The following is an 18,415-nucleotide window of genomic DNA, read 5'->3' as shown; positions in this document are numbered from 1 at the left end:
CCTAGCGTTCCTTGCCGGAGCGGAACCCGGCTTCATTCTGGCGGGCGGCTTCGCTGCTCACCCAGGCGAGCAGCGGGCCCTGGGGGTTGTCGCGCTGGCTTTGCTCGCAGGCTTCGACGCACTGGGCGCACTGCGTGCAGGTGAACATCAGGCGCTTGATGTTGCGCGGGGTCAGGCGCATCGGACAGACCGCGTCGCACGCGGACTGCCGGTCGGGCAGACAGCTGGCGCAGTCGACGGCGCGCTTTCTCTGGAAACCGACAACCATCGCGTCGCGGTTGCTCATCCATGCGAGGCTCTGGAACAGGCCGACTGCGCAGGCATAACGGCAGAAGAGGTGACGGGCAAAAAGGAATTCCATCGTCAGCACGACCGTCGCCGCGGAGAGGAAGATCGTCTGGTTGCGCGTGAACTCACCGCCGAAGAGATTGCCGTAGACTTCGGCCGGAGGCAGCAGGTAGCTCAGAAACACCACCGACCACAGGAACGCGAAGAACACCGCGGCCGGCACGACGACGGCCCACCAGCGGGCGTCCGGTCGCCAGGGCGTGCCGTCGGCCTTCCATGGCGGCAGCGGCTCCCGGACCCACACGCTCGGTTTGCCCGATGCGCGCTGCATCAGCTTGTTGATCGTTTCGACGACCGAAAAATGCGGACACAGCCAGCCGCAGTAAAGTCGTCCCCACTTCCACGAAACCCACAGGAAAGCAGCCGCGCCGACGAGGATCGGCACGAACAGGCGGAACATCACGTTCGAACCGGCTTCGAGCGCGCTGATGCGGCCGGCGACGAAGTCGTCGAGCCCCAGGCGCCATTCCATGCCTAGCAGCCAGGCATGGCCGGCGACGAGGTCGTAGCGGAACAGGTCGAGTACGGGCGCGAGAATGAACAGCGTGAAAAAGCCGACCTGGAACGCGATGCGCTTTTTCTGCGTGCGGTTGTGCCCGGCCGGTTTCGCCGCGGCGATCGGGATGACCCGGCGGGACGGCTTGCGCGCGGCCCCCGGCTTGCCGGCCTGAACCGGATCGGGCGAAGTCTGCGGTGAAAGGGGCGAAAACTGCGGGGCGTTCATGGTCTACTCGACGAGCTTTGGGCCGATGATGGGAAAACGGTAGGGGCGGGCGAGCATCGCGCGGTTCAGACCGATCACGCCGAACAGGATCAGCATCGCGTGGAAGCAGACGAAGTACAGCACCCCGACGACCCACGACCACGGGTTCATGAAGCCGCCGAGCAGGAACACCGCCACGCTGACCCCCACCAGCAGGCCGCCGCCCCACAGGCTAGCGACAACGGTCTGCCTGAGGTGATTGCGCGCGAGCGACGGCGCGCTGAGCCGATACCGCCACCACAGCACGACGAGGATGATGAATGCAAGGCCGGGGGCGATCATCAGATTCACGAGGAACAGCGATTCGGCGGCCACCGCGAGCGGCGGGCCGGGCATGTCTTCCTTCAGCAGATCGTGTTCCGGCTCTGGCATCGCCTCGATTCCTTGCGCTCGGACCGGCTGCCGGCCCGGTTTCAGCGGCCGAAGGTCGCCGCCACGACTTCCATCAAGGCTTCGGCAACCTCGGGGTCGTCGGTCAGGCTCTCGACGATCGCCGCACGGCACGCGGTGACCGGGTCCATGCCGTCGCGCACCAGCAGCGCCGCATAGACGAGCAGCCGCGTGCTCGCCGCTTCCTCGAGATCCTGGTCTTTCAGCGTGCGCAACGCGTGCGCGATCGACACCAGGCGACGTGCTAGGTCGGGGGCGCAGCCGGCTTCACCGAGCAGGATCGATTCCTCGCGGGCGCTGGCAGGGAAATCGAAGCGCAGGCTGACGAACCGTTGCCGCGTGGATGGCTTCATGCCTTTCAGCAGGTTCTGGTAACCCGGGTTGTATGAGACGACGAGCATGAACGACGGCGGCGCGGACAGCAACTCGCCGGTGCGGTCGATCGGCAGGATGCGGCGGTCGTCGGCAAGCGGGTGCAGCACCACCGTGGTGTCCTTGCGCGCCTCGACCACTTCGTCGAGGTAGCAGATGCCCCCTTCGCGCACTGCGCGCGTCAGCGGGCCGTCGCACCATACGGTCTGACCATCGCCGATCAGGTGACGGCCGACGAGATCGGCGGCTGTCAGGTCGTCGTGGCAGGCGACCGTGTAGAGCGGAAGGCCAAGCTTTGCGGCCATGTGCGCGACGAAACGCGTCTTGCCGCAGCCGGTTGGACCCTTGATCAGCAGCGGCAGGCGATTTTTCCACGCGTGCTCGAACACGCTGATTTCATCGCCGGCCGGCTCGTAGAACGGAATTTCCATGAGGGACGCTTCCATCTTCATGCTGCAAGTCCTTTCCAGTAGGCCAGGCCGATCATCGAGCAGACCAGGAGCATCCAGCCGAGCGCGATCAGCGGCCACATCAGCGGCGCGCGGCGCAGCGCCATGTAGTCGAGAATGATCAGGGTGCCCTTGGCGAACGCGATCGTCATCAGGAGTGCGGTGATCGCAGGACCGGCATCGGCGCGTTCGCCGACCGTCCACGTCAGCATCGTGGCGAAGATCAGCGCTGCCCAGATGATCGCCGCGCGATTCGGCGTGCCGTGGGACGAGGCGTGCGGGGGGGAGGAAAGCGAGGATTGCATTGTCTTGGACCTCTCAGCGCATCACGTAGATCAGCGGGAACAGGATCAGCCACACCAGATCGACCATGTGCCAGTACGCCGCGCCGGTCTCGATCCCGTTCATGTTATCGGGACCGTAGCGGCCGGTTCGAGCGCCGTTCCACATCGCCGCGATGATCACCATGCCGAGGATCACGTGCATGAAGTGGAAGAACGTCAACGACAGGTAGAACATGTAGAACGTGCTCGACGACAGGCTGATGCCGGCACCGATCTTGTCCGCATACTCGAAGATCTTCACGACGACGAAACCGGCGCCGCATGCGAACGCTGCGGCCAGCCACGGCGCGGCGCGGCGACTGAATCCCGCTTCGGCGACCTGCACCGCGCGCACGACGAAGAAGCTCGAGGTCAGCAGCAGCACGGTGTTGATCGCACCGGAATTGCGGTCGAGCGTGAGTTGTTCGGCGTTGAAGAGCTCCACGTGATTGGCGCGTGTGAAGGCGTATACGACGAAAAACACGCCAAACGCCAGCAACTCGGCGAGGATGAAGAACCATATCGCGAGATCGCCGGGAAGGCGTCGCGCCGTGATCTCCGACGCAGAGTTGGAGGCGGAGAGAGGTGTCATCAGAGTTTCGCTGCTTGTATTCATGGGGACCAGTCTAGGGAGGGTACCTCCTCTGGACCTTGATTCTGGTTAATTCATTCCGGCGGAATGTAACGAGAACGATTTGCGTAAGCAGGAAAAAAAAGGGCGGCTCGCGCCGCCCCGTGATCGTGTCCTTCAACGCCGTTGAAGGACCACTTTCGAGACTGCTCAGGGGGTGATCAGCGGCTTGCTTTCACCCTTGATGAAGAAACTCGCCACGTACGTGACCAGGCCGACCGCGAACACCACACCCGCCCACAGGCGCATCCAGTAGAACAGCGCGATCTGGTCCTGCACCTGCATGAACGGCATCGGCGTGTCGGAGACGCGCTGCAGCCACACCTGCAGGATGCCGGCGGCGGTGAGGAACAGGACGATGAAAACCATCGAGATCGTCATCAGCCAGAAGCTCCACATCTCGGCGACTTGGGCGCGCTGACTGTTCGCCGCACGACCGCGCATCAGCGGCATCGCGTAGCTGATCATCGTCAGCACCACCATCACGTAGGCGCCATAGAACGCCATGTGGCCGTGGGCCGCGGTGATCTGCGAACCGTGCGTGTAGAAGTTCACCGGAGCCAGCGTATGCAGGAAGCCCCACACGCCGGCGCCGAGGAAGGCCATCACGCCAGTACCCAGCGCCCACAGCACGGCAGCCTTGTTCGGATGCTCGCGGCGGCGACGGTTGACCATGTTGAACGCGAAGACGGTCATCGCGAAGAACGGGATCGGTTCCAGCGCCGAGAAGATCGAACCCCACCACTGCCAGTAACCCGGCGTGCCGATCCAGAAGTAGTGGTGACCGGTGCCGATCAGGCCGCTGACGAGCGCCAGCGTTATGATCACGTACAGCCACTTCTCGATGACTTCACGGTCGACGCCGGTGACCTTGATCAGCACGAACGCGAGCATTGCGGCCATGATCAGTTCCCACACGCCTTCCACCCAGAGGTGCACCACCCACCACCAGTAGAACTTGTCCTTGACCAGGTTGCCCGGGTTGTAGAACGAGAACAGGAAGAAGATCGCCAGACCCCACAGGCCGAGCAGCATGACGATGCTGATCACGGTCTTGCGGCCCTTCAACATCGTCATGCTGATGTTGAACAGGAAGGCCAGCGCGACGATGACGATACCGATCTTGGTCAGCAGCGGCTGCTCTAGGAACTCCCGTCCCATCGTCGCGAGGATGTTGTTGCCGGTCATCTCGGCAAGCGTCGCGTAGTCGACGAACAGGTAGCCGAGGATCGTGGCCGCGCCGGCGACCAGGAAGATCCAGAACATCAGCAGCGCGAGTTTCGGACTATAGAGCTCGGTTTCGGCTTCTTCCGGGATCAGGTAGTAGGCCGCTCCCATGAAGCCGAACAGCAGCCAGACGATCAGCAGGTTGGTGTGGACCATCCGGGCGACGTTGAACGGGATTTCCGGGAACAGGAAATCCCCAACTACGTACTGCAGGCCCATGGCCAGGCCGAAAACGATCTGACCGACGAAGAGACCGATCGCCGCTATGAAGTATGGCAGCGCGACCGATTGCGATGTGTATTTCATGGTTTGTTATCCCCTTGAGGTTTTCGATTCGCTGCGCTCAACCCTCGATGTTGGGCGGCCATTTCTGGGCGTCGATTCCGGAGGTGTACTTCAGGAAGGCGACCAGATCGTCCAGTTCCTGGTCGGTGAGATGGAACTGCGGCATCTGCCGGCGGCCCGGCGCGCCGGTCGGCTGCGACTGGATCCACGCCTTGATGAACTCCGGCCCGCGCCGCGTATAGACGTTGCCGAGCTCCGGCGCGAAATACGCACCTTCACCGAGCAGGGTGTGGCAACCGATGCAGTTGCGCGTTTCCCAGATATGTTTGCCCGCTACTACCTGAGGCGTCAGGTTCGCGCTGTTGTCCGACTTATGGAGGTTGGTCGTCGTGTCGACGGTCAGCGCCACCAGAAGCAGGAAGAAGAACACTGTCCCGCCGTAGAAGATGTTGCGAGCCATCGCCTTTGTGAAGGTGCCGCTCATGGTTTTCCCCTCATTGTTTTGTCATGCGTCCGCTTGGTTGATGGATAACCCGAAGGTTAGCCGCATTCTGAGCAGAGGGGGAAGGGGGCTCCATGATTTGAATCAAGTTACAACAAACTGGCCTCCTCCGAAGGGCTAGTGTATTTCCCTGTCGATTCAATGGTTTTAGGCGAAAAGCCGCGAAATGGCCGGAAGTTTTTCGTCGCTGTCAACTCCCCATGCTCCCGGAATTGCTGAAAGTTCCCCTTCCAGCAATTCCGGGCACGGTGGTCGATGTCAGACGGAAGTCGCTCAGTAGGCGCGGCTGACGACGAGGCCGCCACCCCAGTCGGGGCTCGCGTCCGAGAACCCTTTGACCGCGTACAGCTGCAGTTTCCAGGCCTCGTCGAGCTTCTGGCTCGCGAACAGCGCGACTTCGCTGATCTCGTCGCCATTCGACGTGACCTTCTCGCGCCAGTCATATACGGCGCCGATCGTCGTGGCGGGCGCGAGCTTCGTCGCGAGGCCGAGCGAGGCGAAGACCGGGTTGCGAAAGTTCCTGTCCGACGGATCGCCGAATTTCTTCCAGCCGAGCGTGCCGAAGCCGGTCACGGCGCCGAAGGATTTCGCCGCGTCGAACTGCAGCGAGTAGTCCGTCTCGCCGGTGCCGAGGCATTTGTCTTCATCCGCGGTCGGCAGCTTCACCTTGGCGATGACGTCGAGCAGCACCCCGTGCTCCTGGCTGCCGTCGAGCAGCGCGTAGCCCGCGCTGCCGACGATGTCGCCGAGCCCGCTCTCGGTCTCACGGCAACCTCCCGGCAGCGGTTCGCCCTCGGGGCCGACTGCCGGGTCGGTAATGCGCAGGTACGGGATCGTCAGTTTCAGCGCAAGCGGTCCGCTCTCGTATTTCCCGACCACGGGAACGTACCAGGTTTCACTTGTACTGTCGGTGCCGTAGTCGCCGCTTGAATAATCCATTCCTATCGAGGTCGTCAGTTCGCCGGCGGTGACCGGCAGGGCGAAGGCCGCCAGCAGCGTCATCGGCAGCATTCGAGCAATTCTCATGAAATTCTCCGAGCCTGTCTGGATGCGAAATCGTTCTGGTCGTCGAGGTCGCCGCGCTTGGGACGCTCGACCTTCTCGGGGCGTTCGACTTTTTCGGGACGCTCGACTTTTTCGGGGCGCTCAACCTTTTCCGGGCGCTCAACCTTTTCCGGGCGCTCAACCTTTTCCGGGCGCTCAACCTTTTCCGGGCGCTCGACTTTTTCGGGTCGTTCCACCTTCTCCGGACGCTCCACCTTCTCCGGGCGGTCCAGCTTGTCCAAACGCTCCACACGATCGGGTTTGTCTGCCTTTTCGTTGCGGTCGGGACGCTCCATCCGGTCTTGCGGACGGTTTTCATTCGCTCCGTGTTGCGGCCGGCCGGTCGCGTCGAGGCCGTTTTCGGTCTTCCCGGTGCCGGATTCGTTCTGCGGTCGTTTTTCGCCGCCCTGTCCAGACGCATCGTCCGCCCCGTCGCCCCTCGACGCGCCGGTGCTGTCCCGTCGGCCGTCCGGACGTTCCCGGACGAACTCGACGCGCCCGGCCTTCACCTCGCGGGCGCCGCTGAACGTGCCGCTGACGCGCACGCGGCGGTCGCTTCCGATTTCACCCGGGTCGCCGCCGTCGAACTGCGTATCCGAATCCAGCGTTACCGAGAATCCGTCCAGCGTGACACGCTTGCCGTCACGAGCCCGGACGAGGCCTTCGACGAGCGCATTGCGGACGCGCCCGGCGAATGGGATGTCCGGATCGATGCGGATGCTGATGACATCGAAGCCGGCGGCGCTCCAGCGACCGCGCACAAGGAGGACTTTCGTCGGCGAAGCCGGCAGCGCCGGGTGGGTGCCAACGAGCGGCAGGCCTTGCAGCGAGCCGCGCACGAGCGTCCCGATCGCGCTTGCCGTCGTCAGGGCAGGGGCGCGTTCGATGCGGGTCGCGAGGACGTCGCCGCGGGCGTTGCGCAGTCCGCTGACGCGAACCGGCTCGCCCGGCTGCAGTCCTTCGGCGACATGGGCGTCGGGCGCGATCAGCACGGGCTGGTCCATGACGCGCAGCGGCGCCGGACCTGCGGGAAGTGCGGTCAGCGGTCCTTCGTAGGCGTGCAGGATGGCGATGTTGCGTGCCTCGAGGCCGCGTGACGACAGGCCGGCCTCGATCGCGACAACCTGCCCAATCGCCAGGCGTTCGATATCGGCCCGCACGCCGTTCTCGGCAAGTTCGATGTCATTGTCGTAATGCACCTCGACGCCGTTGACGCACACCGACGCGAAGCCGGTGATCGTGCCCACAATGCCGGTCCCGCCGGTCCCGCCTTCGTTCGCGACCGCGCCCGTGCCGCCGATCCCGCCCGGATCGCGTTGTGCCGGTGCGCCCGTGCCGCCGATGCCATGTTCGCGAAGCGTGTCGCCGGTTCCGCCCGTGCCACCGGGGTCGACGCATACCTGCGCGGCCGCGAACGCCAGCGGTGCGCATAAGCCAAGGCCGAGCCCGAGTACGCACTTCCTGGCCAATGCAGCAAGCGCAGCCAACCGAGGTGTGCGCAGCATCATCAGGGTTCCCCCCCTACAGGGGCTGGCTCCGCGCCTGGCTCGGTATAGAAATACAGGCCGATCGTGATCCGCTGCGGCGATTCGACCGCTGCTGCCCGGTCGCCCGCTTCGAGCTTTGCGGCGAGCGCGTTGAAGTTCATCAGTGCCTGCATGCCTTCGGCTGCGACTGCGTCGCGCAGCGTCTCGACGCTCGCCGGCGACAGCGTGTCGTAATGCACGCTGCGTTCGAAGAACGGCCGGGCGTCGGTCGTCAGGTTATGGACCGCAGCGCAGGCGTGGTCATGGACGTTATGGCTGAAATAGGCGGCTTTCTCGTCGAAGCCCTTTTGCGGGACAAAAGCGGTCGTCTGAAGATGGACCCGGTCCTGTTCGTCGAGGCAGGCGATGCCCAGGCGCAGCCACTCGTCGAGCACGACGCGTGCGCGGATGTCCTTGCTCGCCTGCGCGACCAGCGCGTCGAACGAGCACTCGCCGCCGGTGCTCGCGAGCCGCGGCAGCGGCAACGGTCGGCCGGGGTGTTCGCAGAACGGCGGCCGGCTCATCCAGATGCTGACGAGATGCGCGCCGAGGGACAGCGCCTCGGGCAGGTGGACATCCGATTCGGGCGCCGCCTCGCGCAGCCGCCGCACGTCCTTGCGATGCACGCCGGTGATCAGGCTGATCCGGCTGTCACTCGGCGCCTTGTCGCCGAGCCGGAATTCGGTCGCAGCGATCTCGACGAAGATGCCCTTGAGCATGTCGGAGAAATAGGTGTAGGTCACGCCCTTCCTGAGCATCAGGCGCACCAGCGGGCGCATCACGCGACGCAGCGCATGCAGCAGGGACGCCGGCGGGGCGGGAGAATGCATTGGATGAAATCCTTTCCGGAGCGTTTTTCATACTATCGCCCTCCCGTACGGAATTCCATATCCAGCCCACATCCAGCCGTATACACTCGCAGACCGTCCGCCCCGTCCACGTGCGAGGCGACGATAAAAAAACCCGACCGGTTTCCCTGGTCGGGTTCTGTATGGATCGAACGCAGCTGGTCGATCAGGCGGTCGCGACCGGGATCTTTCCGATCTTCGCCTGCCACGTCTTCGGGCCGGTTTCATGGACGCTGGTGCCGGTCGAATCGACGGCGACGGTCACGGGCATGTCCTGCACGTCGAACTCGTAGATCGCTTCCATGCCCAGATCGGCGAAGCCGACGACCTTGGCGGTCTTGATCGCTTTCGCGACGAGGTAGGCTGCGCCGCCGACTGCCATCAGATAGGCCGACTTGTTGTCGCGGATCGCGTCGATCGCCGCCGGGCCGCGCTCGGCCTTGCCGACCATCGAGATCAGGCCGGTCTGTTCGAGCATCATGCGGGTGAACTTGTCCATGCGCGTCGCGGTGGTCGGGCCGGCCGGACCGACGACTTCGTCGCGCACCGGGTCGACCGGGCCGACGTAGTAGATGACGCGGTTCGTGAAGTCGACGGGCAGCTTCTCGCCTTTTGCGAGCATGTCGGCGATGCGCTTGTGTGCGGCGTCGCGGCCGGTCAGCATCTTGCCGTTCAGCAGCAGCACCTGGCCGGGCTTCCACGACGCGACTTCTTCCTTCGTCAGGGTGTCGAGATTGACGCGCGTGGCGACCTTGGTGTCGGCCTGCCACGTGACGTCCGGCCAGTCCTCGAGCTTCGGCGCCTCGAGTTTCGCCGGCCCGGAGCCGTCGAGCTCGAAATGCACGTGGCGCGTCGCCGCGCAGTTCGGAATCATCGCGACCGGCAGGCTCGCAGCGTGCGTCGGGTAGTCGAGGATCTTGACGTCGAGCACGGTCGTGAGGCCGCCGAGACCCTGCGCGCCGATACCCAGTGCGTTGACCTTGTCCATCAGCTCGAGGCGCAATTCCTCGACGCGCGTGAGCGTCGCCCCCGAAGCAGCTTTTGCGCGTAGTTCGTGGATGTCGACCGGCGCCATCAGCGATTCCTTCGCGAGCAGCATCGCCTTCTCGGGCGTGCCGCCGATGCCGATGCCGAGGATGCCCGGCGGGCACCAGCCGGCACCCATCGTCGGCAGCGTCTTCAGTACCCAGTCGACGATCGAGTCGGACGGGTTCAGCGCGTAGAACTTCGACTTGTTCTCCGAGCCGCCGCCCTTCGCCGCACAGGTGACTTCGACGTGGTCGCCGGGGACGATCTCGTAATGCACGACAGCGGGCGTGTTGTCCTTCGAATTCTGACGCTTGCCGGCCGGGTCGAGCAGCACCGAGGCGCGCAGCTTGTTGTCGACGTTGGTGTACGCGCGGCGCACGCCTTCATTGACCATCTCCTGGACGCTCATCTTCGCGTCCCACTGCACGTTCATGCCGACCTTGAGGAAGACGACCGCGATGCCAGTGTCCTGGCAGATCGGGCGGTGGCCTTCGGCGCACATGCGCGAGTTGGTCAGGATCTGCGCGATGGCGTCCTTCGCCGCCGGGTTCTCCTCGTGCTTCCAGGCCTCACCGAGCGCCTCGATGAAGTCGAGGGGGTGGTAATAGCTGATGAACTGAAAGGCATCCGCGACGGACTGAATGAGGTCTTCTTCGCGAATCACGGTCATGAGGCGTCTCCAAGGTGGCGGGGCAATGGGCCGCAATTCTATCAGCCCGGGGCCGGATGCGTGTTGCGGTGCAGGAAGAGACCGGATTTGACGCCCCCGCAGGGCATGTAAGTCCTGTGTAAGATAGCTGCTCTTAAATGCGCAGCAGATCGCGGAGCCTTTCGCGAACGACAATACAGGCTGGAACCAACCGGCCGCCCCGCAACAGGGCAGCTTCAACCATTCAGAACAGTTGAGGAGAGGTGAATATGTCGAACGAGCAACAGCAGACCCGGGCGCGCATCTACAAGCCTTCGGAAGAGATGGTCAAGAACGCGGCGGTTTCCGGCATGGAAGGCTACCTTGCGTTGTGCAAGGAGGCGGAAGACAACTACGAAGGATTCTGGGCGCGCCACGCCCGCGAACTGGTCGAGTGGAAGAAGCCCTTCACCCAGGTCCTCGACGAGAGCGACGCGCCGTTCTTCAAGTGGTTCGCCGACGGCCAGCTGAACGTCTCGTACAACTGCCTCGACCGCAACGTCAATAACGGTCTCGGTGACAAGGTCGCGATCATCTTCGAAGCCGACAGCGGGGAAGTTACGCGCGTCACCTACAAGGATCTGCTCGTCCGTGTCAGCAGGTTCGCGAACGCGCTGCGCGGCATGGGCGTCAAAAAAGGCGATCGCGTCGTCATCTACCTGCCGATGTCGATCGAAGGCGTCGTCGCGATGCAGGCCTGCGCCCGCATCGGCGCGACCCACTCGATCGTGTTCGGCGGCTTCTCGGCCCAGGCGCTGCGCGACCGCATCAACGACGCCGGCGCCGTCGCCCTGATCACGTCCGACGGTCAGCACCGCGGCGGCAAGGCGCTGCCGCTGAAGCCGATCGCGGACGAGGCGCTGGCGATGGGCGGCTGCGAATCGATCAGGAACGTCATCGTCGTCAAGCGCACCGGCGCGGAAGTCGCGATGGACAAGGGCCGTGACCAGTGGTTCGACGACGTCTGCGCAACCCAGTCCGAGACCTGCGAGCCCGAATGGGTCGACGCCGAACATCCGCTGTTCCTGCTCTACACGTCGGGCTCGACCGGCAAGCCGAAAGGCGTCCAGCACTCGACCGGCGGCTACCTGCTGCACGCGATCATGTCGATGAAGTACACCTTCGACATCAAGCCGGACGACGTCTTCTGGTGCACCGCCGACATCGGCTGGGTCACCGGCCACACTTTCATCACCTACGGCCCGCTCGCCTGCGGCACGACCGAGATCGTCTTCGAAGGGGTGCCGACCTACCCGGACGCGGGGCGTTTCTGGAAAATGATCCAGGACCACAAGGTCACTGTGTTCTACACTGCGCCGACCGCGATCCGCTCGCTGATCAAGGCTGCGGACAACAACCCTGCGGTGCACCCGAAGAAATACGACCTGTCGAGCCTGCGCATCCTCGGCTCGGTCGGCGAGCCGATCAACCCGGCGGCGTGGGAGTGGTACTACGAGAACGTCGGCGCGAGCCGCTGCCCGATCGTCGATACTTTCTGGCAGACCGAGACCGGTGCGCACATGATCACACCGATGCCGGGCGCGACCCCGCTCGTGCCGGGCTCCTGCACGCTGCCGTTCCCGGGCATCCAGGCGGCGGTCGTCGATGAGACCGGAACCGAGTTGCCGAATGGGCAGGGCGGAATCCTCGTCGTCAAGCGTCCCTGGCCGTCGATGATCCGTGCCGTCTGGGGCGACCCGGAGCGCTACAAGAAGTCCTACTACCCGGACGACTTCAAGGGCCAGCTGTATCTTGCCGGCGACGGCGCGATCCGCGACAAGGACACCGGCTACTTCACGATCACCGGCCGCATCGACGACGTGCTGAACGTCTCGGGCCACCGTATGGGGACGATGGAGATCGAGTCCGCACTGGTCGCACACGAGAAAGTCGCCGAAGCGGCAGTCGTCGGCCGCCCCGACGACGTGACCGGCGAAGCGGTCGTGGCATTCGTCGTGTTGAAGGGCGAGCGCCCGACCGGCGAGCAGGCCAAGGCGGTCATCAAGGAGCTGCAGAACTGGGTCGGCCACGAGATCGGGCCGATCGCGAAGCCGAAGGACATCCGTTTCGGCGAGAACCTGCCCAAGACCCGTTCGGGCAAGATCATGCGTCGGCTGCTGCGTCAGCTGGCGAAGGGGGAGGAGATCACCCAGGATACGTCGACCCTCGAGAATCCGGCGATCCTGGATCAGCTTGGCCAGCCGCTGAGCTGAACCCCTTGCGAGGCACGGGCCCGCAAAGGCCCGACCCTGACCAGAATAATGAGGCAGCCGCTCTGGCTGACCTGTGGGAGGAGGAGAAGGCGCGCGAAAGCGCGCTTTTTTTTTGCAGCATGCCGGGGCTGGCGGCGAAGGGCGAATTCCGCGTGTCGCTATAATCCGGGGGCCGTCGTCATCATGAGGAGTCCCTGATGCGCAAGGGTCTTGCGGGACAGCGGTTGGTGGCGGTTTTCCTGACCGGCGTGCTGCTGTTCAACTATCCGGTGCTTTCACTGTTCGATCGGCCCGAGTCTTTTCTCGGCCTGCCGATGCTGTGGGTTTTCCTGTTCGGCATTTGGGCGCTGCTGCTGGTCGCAGTCGCGTGGATCGTCGAGCGTGGCGCACGCTGAGGATTGGCCGCATGCTCACCGGTACCACGGTCGTCGTTGTCTCGTTCGCCTACCTGCTGCTTCTTTTCGCCGTCGCCTATCTCGCCGATCGTCGCGCGGAGCAGGGGCGCTCGGTGATCTCGAATCCGTGGACCTACGCGCTGTCGCTCGGCGTCTATTGCACGGCGTGGACCTATTTCGGCAGCGTCGGTCGCGCGGCCTCTGGCGGAGTGTGGTTCCTGCCGATCTATCTCGGCCCGACGCTTGCGATGACCATGTCGTGGATCGTGATGCTGAAGATGATCCGCATCGCCAAAACCTACCGCATCACTTCGATTGCCGACTTCATCGCCAGCCGCTACGGCAAGAGCCATCTGCTCGGCGGGCTCGTCACGATCATCGCAGTGGTCGGGATGATTCCATACATTGCGCTGCAGCTGAAGGCGGTTTCGAGCGGCTATGCGGTACTCACCGGGGAGCGTGACGAACAGTTTCTTCCGCTCGCGCCGGGTAGTTGGGTGGGCGACAGCACTTTGTACGTCGCACTGACGCTGGCGGTGTTCACGGTTCTGTTCGGTACGCGCCACCTTGACGCGACCGAGCGGCACGAAGGCATGGTCGCCGCGATTGCGTTCGAATCGGTCGTCAAGCTGTTCGCGTTTCTGGTCCTCGGCGTGTTCGTCACCTACGGCATGTACGACGGTTTCGGCGATCTCTTCACGCGCGCGCTCGCCCACCCCGAACTCGCAGGGCTCCTCACCGTCGAGAGCGCCAGCGGGGCCGGCTATGGCGGATGGTTCACGCTGACCCTGCTGGCGATGCTGTCGGTGATCTTCCTGCCGCGGCAGTTCCAGGTCATGGTCGTCGAGAACGTGAACGAACAGCACCTGCGCCGCGCGACCTGGCTGTTCCCGACGTATCTGTTCCTGATCAACATCTTCGTGCTGCCGATCGCGCTCGGCGGGCTGCTGTTTTTCGGCCGCGGCACGGTCGATCCCGACACCTTCGTGCTGTCGCTGCCGCTCGCCCACGGCCACGGGGCCCTGGCGCTGCTCGCGTTCGTCGGCGGACTGTCGGCCGCGACGGGAATGGTCATCGTCGAGACGATCGCGGTGTCGACGATGGTGTGCAACGACTTGGTAATGCCGCTGGTGCTGCGCAGCCGCAGCTTCCACCGGGCGCCGCACGGGGATCTCACCGGCCTGCTGCTGGGAATCCGGCGCGGCGCGATCCTGGTGGTGCTGTTGCTCGGTTATCTGTATTTCCATCTCGCTGGCGAAGCCTACGCGCTGGTCAGCATCGGCCTGATCAGCTTCGCTGCGGTCGCACAGTTCGCGCCTGTGATGCTGGGCGGAATGTACTGGCGCGGCGGCACGCGCGAAGGGGCGCTGGCCGGACTGCTCGCCGGTTTCGTCGTCTGGGCCTACACGCTGATGCTGCCGTCGGTGGCGAAATCGGGCTGGCTCGACCCTGCGTTCCTCGAGCACGGCCTGTTCGGCATCGCGCTCCTCCGGCCCGAGCAGCTGTTCGGGCTACGGGGGCTCGACAACATCAGCCATGCGCTGTTCTGGAGTCTCACGGTCAACATCGCCTGCTATCTTTTCGTTTCGCTGCTGCGCACGCCGACCGGGCAGGAGGCGAGCCAGGCGACGCTTTTCGTCGATGTCTTCCGGCGCGGCCGCACGTCCCCTGCGATGTTCTGGCGCGGCAGCGCCCAGGTGCGCGACCTGCTGCCGCTCGTGGCGCGCTTTCTCGGCACGGCCCGCGCAGAGCGCGCGTTCACCGACTATGCGCGGCAGCGCGGGCTCGCCGGCATCGACCAGATCCAGCCCGATGCCGGGCTCGTCCAGTTCGCCGAAACGCAGCTCGCCGGGGCGATCGGCAGCGCCTCCGCGCGCGTCATGGTGGCCTCGGTCGTGCAGGAGGAGCCGCTGGGACTCGACGAAGTCATGGACATCCTCGACGAGGCCTCGCAGGTGCGCGCGTATTCGCACGAGCTCGAGGAGAAGTCGCGGGCGCTCGAATCGGCCACCGCCGAACTGCGCGCGGCCAACGAGCGGCTGAAGGAACTCGACCGGCTCAAGGACGACTTCATGTCGTCGGTGTCGCATGAACTGCGCACGCCGCTGACGTCGATCCGCGCGTTCTCCGAAATGCTGCTCGACGATCCGGACATCGCTCTCCCGGACCGGATGCGATTTCTCGGCATCATCGTGTCCGAAACGGAGCGCCTCACGCGCCTCGTGAACCAGGTGCTCGACCTTGCCAAGATCGAATCCGGCCATGCGGAGTGGCACAACAGCGACATCGACATGCGCGCGCTCGTCGAGCAGGCCGTCGACACCACGGCCCAGCTGTTCCGCGACCGCGGCGCAACCGTCGAGCTGGTGCTGCCGGACGAAGCGCCGCACCTGAAAGCGGACCACGACCGGCTGGTGCAGGTGATGCTGAACCTGCTGTCGAACGCGGCGAAGTTCGTGCCGCAGGGCGCGGGCCGCATCCGAGTCGCGCTGAAGTCCGAAGCGGGGCAGGTGCGCGTCGAGGTGTCGGACAACGGGCCGGGCATCCCGCCGGAGTTGCACGGTGTGATATTCGAGAAATTCCGGCAGGGTGGCGACGAGCGTTCGCGGCCGCAGGGCACCGGCCTCGGGTTGCCGATCAGCCGCCAGATCGTCGAGCATTTCGGCGGACGGCTGTGGGTGGAGTCGCCGCCGGGGCACGGCACGGTATTTACGTTCGTGCTGCCGCTGCACGCTCCCCATCCCGACACGGTGGCTGTCGTGCAATGACATAGAATAGCCGGGAGAGAGGGAGAAGCATGGCCAAGAAGATACTGATCGCGGACGATGAACAGAACATCGTCATTTCGCTCGAATTCCTGATGAAGCGCGAAGGGTATGAGGTTTCGATCGCCAACGATGGCGAGGAGGCGATCGCGCGAATCCGCGCCGAGTTGCCCGACCTGGTGCTGCTCGACGTGATGATGCCGAAGAAAAGCGGGTTCGAGGTGTGCCAGGAAATCAAGGCTGATCCCGACCTGCAGTCGGTGCGCGTCCTGATGCTGACGGCAAAAGGGCGCGACACCGAAGTTGCCAAGGGGCTGGCGCTGGGGGCCGATGCCTACATGACCAAACCGTTCTCGACGAAGGAGCTGGTGGAGTGCGTGCGCAGCATGCTCGCGGCGAGCTGACGGATGACGGCACGCACACGTTTCCTGCTGGCGGTGATCGTCCTGGCGTTGCTGATGACCGGTCCGTTCGTCGTCACCGCACTGCTGGTCTGGCTGGAGACGAGAGAAGGCAGCAGGGAACTGCTGATCGACGTGATCGCCCCGCACCTGCCGCTGGGCACGCTGATGACCCTGATGGGTTTCGTCATGGGCATCGCCGTGCTGCGCAACCTCTTTCGCCGCTACGTGCAGGGTCTTCTGAGAATGGGGGAGAACCTCAACCTGATGCTCGGCGCAAACCGTGAGTTTCGCGTCAAGGAGGAGGGGCCGCCGGAAGTGAAGGCGCTGGCACGCTACGTCAATGCCCTGGCCGAACAGCGCGACGCGCTGCTGCAGGACGTCGAGGCGCAGATCGCGCGAGCGAAGGAGTCGCTCGAGGAAGAGAAGAACCGCCTCGCCGCGCTGATGTCCGAGCTGACGCAAAGCGTTCTCGTCTGCAACCTCGACGGACGCATCCTGCTCTACAACAACCGCGCGCGCGCGCAGTTCCGCTCGCTGTCGCAGGCTCCGGGAGTGGCGAACGGCGGCGAGCTGATCGGGCTCGGGCGTTCGATCTATGGCGTGTTCGACCGCAACCTGATCAACCACGCGCTCGAAAGCATCCAGCATCGGCTGCGGCGCAGCAACGTGCAGCCGGTGGCAAAATTCGTCACCACGACGCGTGCGGGTCACCTGCTGCGGGCGCAGATGGCGCCGGTGCTGTCGGTGGGGCAAGAGGATGCCCCCGAGCGCAGCATCACCGGGTTCATCCTGATGCTCGACGACATCACGCGCAATTTCGAGAACGAATCGCGCCGCGACCAGATGCTGCACACGCTGACCGAGGGCAACCGCGCGGCGCTGGCGAACGTGCGGGCAGCGGCGGAAATGCTCGACTACCCCGATCTGCAGAGCGAGCTCCAGGAGCGCTTTCGCAAGGTCATCCGTGACGAGATCCGCGCGATGAGCGGGCGGCTCGACGAGACCGCGAACGAGTTCGCCGATGCCCTGAAGGCGCGCTGGCCGCTCGAGGAGATGCTCGGCGCGGACCTGCTTGCCGCGGCGCAGCGGCGCATCGTCAAGGTGCTGAAGGTGCCGGCCAAGCTCGAGGAGGTCGACGAGTCGCTGTGGGTGAAAGTCGACAGCTTCTCGCTGCTGCAGGCGCTGACCTACCTCGCGAGCCGGCTGTCGGACGAGTTCGAGATACGCGAGGTGCGTTTCCGGCTGAGCGGGGCGGGACGCCTGGTGCACCTCGACCTGATCTGGTCGGGGCAGGCGATGAGCACCGAGACGGTGATGAGCTGGGAGCTCGAACCGATGCGCTTCGCCGACGAGAACAGCCCGCTCACCGTACGCGACGTCATCGAGCGCAATGACGGCGAGATGTGGCTGGAGCGCGAGAAAGTGCGCCACCGCGCGTTTTTTCGCATCGTGCTGCCGGCCGCGCTGCCCCAGGAGGAGCTCGACCCGGCGGCATTTCTCAAAGGCGAGGGGCGGCCCGAGTACTACGATTTCGATCTCTTCAAATGGTCGGAAAAATCGCATGTGCTGGAGGATCGCCTGCTCAGCGAGCTGACCTACACGGTCTTCGACACCGAAACGACCGGGCTCGATCCGTCGAAGGGCGACGAGATCATCCAGATCGGCGCGACGCGCATCGTCAACAGCAAGCTGCTGCGCCAGGAATCCTTCGAGCAGCTGATCGATCCGGAGCGCGGGGTGTCGCCGGAGTCGGTCAAGATCCACGGCATCACCCCCGACATGCTCGCCGGCCAGCCGACGATCGCCAGGGTGCTGCCGGCATTCCACGCGTTCGCGCAGGACACGGTGCTGATCGCGCACAACGCGGCGTTCGACATGCGCTTCCTGCAGCTCAAGGAGACCATGACGGGCCTGCGCTTCGACCAGCCGGTGCTCGACACGCTGTTGCTGTCGGCGGTGGTCCATCCGAACCAGGAGTCGCACCGCCTCGAGGCGATTGCCGAGCGCCTCAATCTGACGATCATCGGCCGGCATACCGCGCTCGGCGACGCGATCGTGACCGCCGAAGTGCTGCTGAAGCTGATCCCGCTGCTCGCCGAAAAAGGCATCCACACGCTCGGCGAGGCGCGCCGGGCGGCTGAAAAATCGTATTACGCGAGGGTCAAATATTGAAACCCGAACGGGTGGCTGGGGTTACGGTGTGCGGGTTGCAG

16 protein-coding genes are annotated in these 18,415 nt (G+C 64.5%); 5 read left to right on the top strand and 11 right to left on the bottom strand.

What is annotated here, in order from left to right:
* Position 1 precedes the first annotated feature (1 nt).
* The 11 genes from EBN1_RS00575 to EBN1_RS00525 all read right to left on the bottom strand — a co-directional run bounded on the left by EBN1_RS00575 (position 2) and on the right by EBN1_RS00525 (position 10,407).
* Entirely contained in the window at positions 2-1,072 is a 1,071-nt protein-coding gene (locus tag EBN1_RS00575) for a 4Fe-4S binding protein (protein ID WP_011235968.1), read from the bottom strand.
* Positions 1,073-1,075: 3 nt separating this feature from the next.
* Positions 1,076-1,483, bottom strand: a complete 408-nt coding sequence (locus EBN1_RS00570) for a hypothetical protein (protein WP_011235967.1) — start codon at positions 1,481-1,483, stop codon at positions 1,076-1,078.
* Between the two features lie 41 nt (positions 1,484-1,524).
* A complete protein-coding gene (locus EBN1_RS00565) occupies positions 1,525-2,325 on the bottom strand; it encodes a CbbQ/NirQ/NorQ/GpvN family protein (RefSeq protein WP_011235966.1) in 801 nt (266 codons plus the stop codon).
* A complete protein-coding gene (locus EBN1_RS00560) occupies positions 2,322-2,627 on the bottom strand; it encodes a cytochrome C oxidase subunit IV family protein (protein WP_011235965.1) in 306 nt (101 codons plus the stop codon). Before EBN1_RS00560 ends, EBN1_RS00565 begins: the two co-directional genes overlap by 4 nt.
* 13 nt (positions 2,628-2,640) lie before the next feature.
* Complete coding sequence (locus EBN1_RS00555) at positions 2,641-3,237, bottom strand: cytochrome c oxidase subunit 3 family protein (RefSeq protein WP_011235964.1); 597 nt, start codon at positions 3,235-3,237, stop codon at positions 2,641-2,643.
* A 189-nt stretch (positions 3,238-3,426) separates the two neighbouring features.
* Complete coding sequence (locus EBN1_RS00550; RefSeq protein ID WP_011235963.1) at positions 3,427-4,809, bottom strand: cbb3-type cytochrome c oxidase subunit I; 1,383 nt, start codon at positions 4,807-4,809, stop codon at positions 3,427-3,429.
* Positions 4,810-4,846: 37 nt separating this feature from the next.
* Positions 4,847-5,272 (bottom strand): c-type cytochrome, encoded by a 426-nt coding sequence (locus EBN1_RS00545; protein ID WP_011235962.1) that lies wholly within the window; start codon positions 5,270-5,272, stop codon positions 4,847-4,849.
* A 291-nt stretch (positions 5,273-5,563) separates the two neighbouring features.
* Positions 5,564-6,316 carry a hypothetical protein gene (locus tag EBN1_RS00540; protein WP_011235961.1) on the bottom strand — a complete coding sequence of 251 codons (753 nt, stop codon included), beginning with the start codon at positions 6,314-6,316 and terminating at the stop codon, positions 5,564-5,566.
* Entirely contained in the window at positions 6,313-7,842 is a 1,530-nt protein-coding gene (locus tag EBN1_RS00535) for a DUF5666 domain-containing protein (RefSeq protein WP_011235960.1), read from the bottom strand. The genes EBN1_RS00540 and EBN1_RS00535 overlap by 4 nt, the downstream gene beginning before the upstream one ends.
* Positions 7,842-8,690, bottom strand: coding sequence for a DUF6502 family protein (locus EBN1_RS00530; RefSeq protein WP_011235959.1), 849 nt, complete (start codon positions 8,688-8,690; stop codon positions 7,842-7,844). The genes EBN1_RS00535 and EBN1_RS00530 overlap by 1 nt, the downstream gene beginning before the upstream one ends.
* 184 nt (positions 8,691-8,874) lie before the next feature.
* The gene (locus EBN1_RS00525; protein ID WP_011235958.1) at positions 8,875-10,407 is read right to left on the bottom strand and encodes a fumarate hydratase; all 1,533 of its coding nucleotides are present in this window, start codon (positions 10,405-10,407) and stop codon (positions 8,875-8,877) included.
* A gap of 248 nt (positions 10,408-10,655) precedes the next feature.
* Between EBN1_RS00525 and acs the strand changes: the two genes are divergently transcribed.
* The 5 genes from acs (at position 10,656) to EBN1_RS00500 (ending at position 18,374) form a co-directional block, all read left to right on the top strand.
* Complete coding sequence (gene acs / locus EBN1_RS00520; RefSeq protein ID WP_041645381.1) at positions 10,656-12,638, top strand: acetate--CoA ligase; 1,983 nt, start codon at positions 10,656-10,658, stop codon at positions 12,636-12,638.
* 197 nt (positions 12,639-12,835) lie between these two features.
* Positions 12,836-13,033, top strand: coding sequence for a hypothetical protein (locus EBN1_RS00515; protein WP_011235955.1), 198 nt, complete (start codon positions 12,836-12,838; stop codon positions 13,031-13,033).
* 11 nt (positions 13,034-13,044) lie between these two features.
* Positions 13,045-15,801, top strand: coding sequence for a sensor histidine kinase (locus EBN1_RS00510; RefSeq protein WP_011235954.1), 2,757 nt, complete (start codon positions 13,045-13,047; stop codon positions 15,799-15,801).
* Positions 15,802-15,830: 29 nt separating this feature from the next.
* Positions 15,831-16,202, top strand: coding sequence for a response regulator transcription factor (locus EBN1_RS00505; RefSeq protein WP_011235953.1), 372 nt, complete (start codon positions 15,831-15,833; stop codon positions 16,200-16,202).
* 3 nt (positions 16,203-16,205) lie between these two features.
* Entirely contained in the window at positions 16,206-18,374 is a 2,169-nt protein-coding gene (locus EBN1_RS00500) for a 3'-5' exonuclease (protein WP_041645378.1), read from the top strand.
* The last annotated feature ends 41 nt before the right edge of the window (positions 18,375-18,415 follow it).

Origin of the sequence: Aromatoleum aromaticum EbN1, from assembly GCF_000025965.1 — a bacterium.
Taxonomy (GTDB): domain Bacteria; phylum Pseudomonadota; class Gammaproteobacteria; order Burkholderiales; family Rhodocyclaceae; genus Aromatoleum; species Aromatoleum aromaticum.
This window is presented reverse-complemented; position numbering and strand designations above follow the sequence as displayed.

Coding starts and splice junctions, on each gene's coding strand:
- EBN1_RS00575 (WP_011235968.1), bottom strand. CDS start 1,072: ATGAACGCCCCGCAGTTTTCGCCCCTTTCACCGCAGACTTCGCCCGAT.
- EBN1_RS00570 (WP_011235967.1), bottom strand. CDS start 1,483: ATGCCAGAGCCGGAACACGATCTGCTGAAGGAAGACATGCCCGGCCCG.
- EBN1_RS00565 (WP_011235966.1), bottom strand. CDS start 2,325: ATGAAGATGGAAGCGTCCCTCATGGAAATTCCGTTCTACGAGCCGGCC.
- EBN1_RS00560 (WP_011235965.1), bottom strand. CDS start 2,627: ATGCAATCCTCGCTTTCCTCCCCCCCGCACGCCTCGTCCCACGGCACG.
- EBN1_RS00555 (WP_011235964.1), bottom strand. CDS start 3,237: ATGACACCTCTCTCCGCCTCCAACTCTGCGTCGGAGATCACGGCGCGA.
- EBN1_RS00550 (WP_011235963.1), bottom strand. CDS start 4,809: ATGAAATACACATCGCAATCGGTCGCGCTGCCATACTTCATAGCGGCG.
- EBN1_RS00545 (WP_011235962.1), bottom strand. CDS start 5,272: ATGAGCGGCACCTTCACAAAGGCGATGGCTCGCAACATCTTCTACGGC.
- EBN1_RS00540 (WP_011235961.1), bottom strand. CDS start 6,316: ATGAGAATTGCTCGAATGCTGCCGATGACGCTGCTGGCGGCCTTCGCC.
- EBN1_RS00535 (WP_011235960.1), bottom strand. CDS start 7,842: ATGATGCTGCGCACACCTCGGTTGGCTGCGCTTGCTGCATTGGCCAGG.
- EBN1_RS00530 (WP_011235959.1), bottom strand. CDS start 8,690: ATGCATTCTCCCGCCCCGCCGGCGTCCCTGCTGCATGCGCTGCGTCGC.
- EBN1_RS00525 (WP_011235958.1), bottom strand. CDS start 10,407: ATGACCGTGATTCGCGAAGAAGACCTCATTCAGTCCGTCGCGGATGCC.
- acs (WP_041645381.1), top strand. CDS start 10,656: ATGTCGAACGAGCAACAGCAGACCCGGGCGCGCATCTACAAGCCTTCG.
- EBN1_RS00515 (WP_011235955.1), top strand. CDS start 12,836: ATGCGCAAGGGTCTTGCGGGACAGCGGTTGGTGGCGGTTTTCCTGACC.
- EBN1_RS00510 (WP_011235954.1), top strand. CDS start 13,045: ATGCTCACCGGTACCACGGTCGTCGTTGTCTCGTTCGCCTACCTGCTG.
- EBN1_RS00505 (WP_011235953.1), top strand. CDS start 15,831: ATGGCCAAGAAGATACTGATCGCGGACGATGAACAGAACATCGTCATT.
- EBN1_RS00500 (WP_041645378.1), top strand. CDS start 16,206: ATGACGGCACGCACACGTTTCCTGCTGGCGGTGATCGTCCTGGCGTTG.